This is a genomic window from Rahnella perminowiae, assembly GCF_019049755.1.
GTDB classification, from domain to species: Bacteria; Pseudomonadota; Gammaproteobacteria; order Enterobacterales; family Enterobacteriaceae; genus Rahnella; species Rahnella perminowiae.
This window is the reverse complement of sequence record NZ_JAFMOS010000239.1, coordinates 1-2,411: the sequence shown is the minus strand read 5'-3', so window position 1 is coordinate 2,411 and position 2,411 is coordinate 1. Positions and strand designations below refer to the sequence as shown.

Sequence of the window (2,411 nt, the reverse complement as noted above, 5' to 3'; positions counted from 1 at the left end):
ACTCCATGCTTATCAACTAAAAAATGTTTGCAGTGCAACTATTATTACAGCGGAGTATGACATATTACGTGATGATGCTCATACTTATGCTCAAAAGCTAAAAGAGGCCGGAGTGCCTGTAGTTCTTCGTTGCTGGGAAGATAGCATTCATGACTTTATCTTAATGCCTGATAAATTTTCTATTGCAAATGAGGCTATTGTTTTTGCTGCAGAAAGGTTAAAGGATTCATTCACTGGTAAACATATAATTGCTGAGAAATGATTATGGATATGAAGTTATCTAAAAAAACGGTGCTCATTACTGGTGCAGCTTCCGGTATTGGTGCCAGTGTAGTTGAAAAGATGCTCAATTCTGGATGTAGTGTTGTTGGTGCAGACATTAATCCGGTACCATTCGAGGCGATGAAGAAAAACAAAAACTTTTTGCCGTTAGAGGCAGACTTGACTGAGCCTAATGCCGCACAGTATATCGTTGATGAAACTATTCGTTATTTTGGCCAGATTGATATTCTGATTAACAATGCCGCAGTCATAAAAGTTCGTACAGGTTTCCTCAGCGTTAGAGACGAAGACTGGTTGCAAACTTTCAGCTTAAATTTCCTCGGCTACGTGCGTACAGCGCGTGCTGTCTTACCTCATATGTTGGCACGGAAAAGTGGAGTGATTATTCACACAGCTTCTGAAGCTTCTGTGATGCCAAATCCATTGCTTCCAGACTATAGCGTATTCAAGTCAGCAGTAGTTTCACTGTCAAAAGCACTATCTCGTGAGTTTACCTCGTTAGGGGTGCGTTCTAATGTAGTCTCTCCAGGTTTTATCCGTACCCCTGTTTATGACGCGCCGGGAGGGATTCTTGATTCACTGGCTAAAAAATACGAAACCGACCGAGAAAGTGCTCTGAAGCAATATTTACATCAAATAGGAATGCCCGCGGGGCGTCTTGGTACACCGGATGAGGTGGCCGATCTCATAGTTTATCTGGCTTCCGAGAAAGCAGCATTTATGTCTGGTTCCAATATTTTAATGGAAGGCGGTATTGTCCCAACTGTTTAAAGGAGGTGAAAATGATTATTGATATTTCTAACAGAAAAGCCCTTGTAACTGGGGCGACTTCCGGTATCGGTTTTGCTTCAGCAAAAGGTTTATTGGAAGCTGGAGCGGATGTTTATATCAACGGTCGTAATCAGGATAAACTGATGGTAGCGCTAAAGCGTCTTGGTATTACTGATCTGAGTAAAGGCATTCTTGCTGATGTAGGGACAGCCGAAGGTTGTAGGACATTGATTGAGAAATTACCACAGGTAGATATTTTGATTAACAATGCTGGTATTTTTTCGCCGATGCCTATCTTGGAAATTGATGATGATGAATGGTTAAAGTTCATCAATATTAATTTCATGAGTGGAGTTCGTCTCACCCGACATTACATAGCGCAGATGCAACAAACCGGCTGGGGGCGAGTGATCTTTGTTTCCAGTGAATCAGCCATTCAAGTTCCTCCAGAGATGGTCCATTACGCTGTAACCAAAACAGCTCAGTTAACATTAGCGCGTGGATTTGCCGAAGCAGTAAAAAATAGCAACGTAACTGTCAATAGCATACTTCCCGGTCCAACAATGAGTGAAGGTGTTCAAAAATTTGTGAGAGAGATGGTACCTGATCAAAGTGTACCTCTGGAAGAAGCTGGGCGTATCTTCATTCGTAACGAGCGTTCGACGTCTCTTTTGGGGCGAATGGCAAGCGCAGAGGAAGTCGCTAATTTGATCGTTTATCTCAGCTCCGATAGGGCTTCTGCCACTACAGGTACTGCCGTGCGAGTAGACGGGGGAGTTTTGCGCGGTGTTATCTGAACCTCCTTGTGATCTTATTAATGACATCACTCCAGCAACCCAAATTGTGTTATTAAAAAAGCAGGTCCTCAAGGGAGAGGATCTGCTATCTTTTTATTCTCCTAGTGATTCATCACTGGATTAGGCAGCATGATGATTTTTCTGGCTGCTCCAAATATAAGGGGGAACATATTTTTCCCGGCATTCATTCAGATAATCCGACCACCAATGCATCATTGCTTTACGGGCTTCCAGGTGCTCCGCCTTTTGTATATACGCTGCCCGCACGTTGTTACGCTCCTGCTGGATCATCTGGCGTTCAATGGCTCCTATGACCATAGGCAACCCTATCAGGGCGCTACATTACTGGGGGTTGAAAATATATTGAAAACCGAATTTTCCCTTGCAGCGCGAATCGATAAAAATCAATTTTTATTATTTTACACCCATTCAATCCATTGAGAAATTTTACGGCCTCCCTGATAGTTATCCAGTCTGGAATTCCATCTCTAATGTTTAGGCAAGTTGGATTGTCTGACATAATACATCTCCTTTCACACAATGATATTGCTGATGAATTTC

At 42.6% G+C, this 2,411-nt stretch carries 3 protein-coding genes and 1 pseudogene; 3 read left to right on the top strand and 1 reads right to left on the bottom strand.

Annotated features, from left to right (window positions below):
• From J1785_RS01710 to J1785_RS01700, 3 genes are all read left to right on the top strand, one after another.
• Positions 1-262 (top strand): alpha/beta hydrolase fold domain-containing protein (locus J1785_RS01710; RefSeq protein ID WP_217218667.1); only part of this gene is annotated, 262 nt, incomplete at its 5' end.
• 2 nt (positions 263-264) lie between these two features.
• Positions 265-1,053 (top strand): SDR family NAD(P)-dependent oxidoreductase, encoded by a 789-nt coding sequence (locus tag J1785_RS01705; RefSeq protein ID WP_217137410.1) that lies wholly within the window; start codon positions 265-267, stop codon positions 1,051-1,053.
• A gap of 11 nt (positions 1,054-1,064) precedes the next feature.
• Positions 1,065-1,850 (top strand): SDR family NAD(P)-dependent oxidoreductase, encoded by a 786-nt coding sequence (locus J1785_RS01700; RefSeq protein ID WP_217137411.1) that lies wholly within the window; start codon positions 1,065-1,067, stop codon positions 1,848-1,850.
• Between the two features lie 120 nt (positions 1,851-1,970).
• Here the strand turns inward: J1785_RS01700 and J1785_RS01695 are convergent.
• A pseudogene (locus J1785_RS01695) lies at positions 1,971-2,153 on the bottom strand (integrase); the annotation flags it as partial.
• Positions 2,154-2,411: the final 258 nt, after the last annotated feature.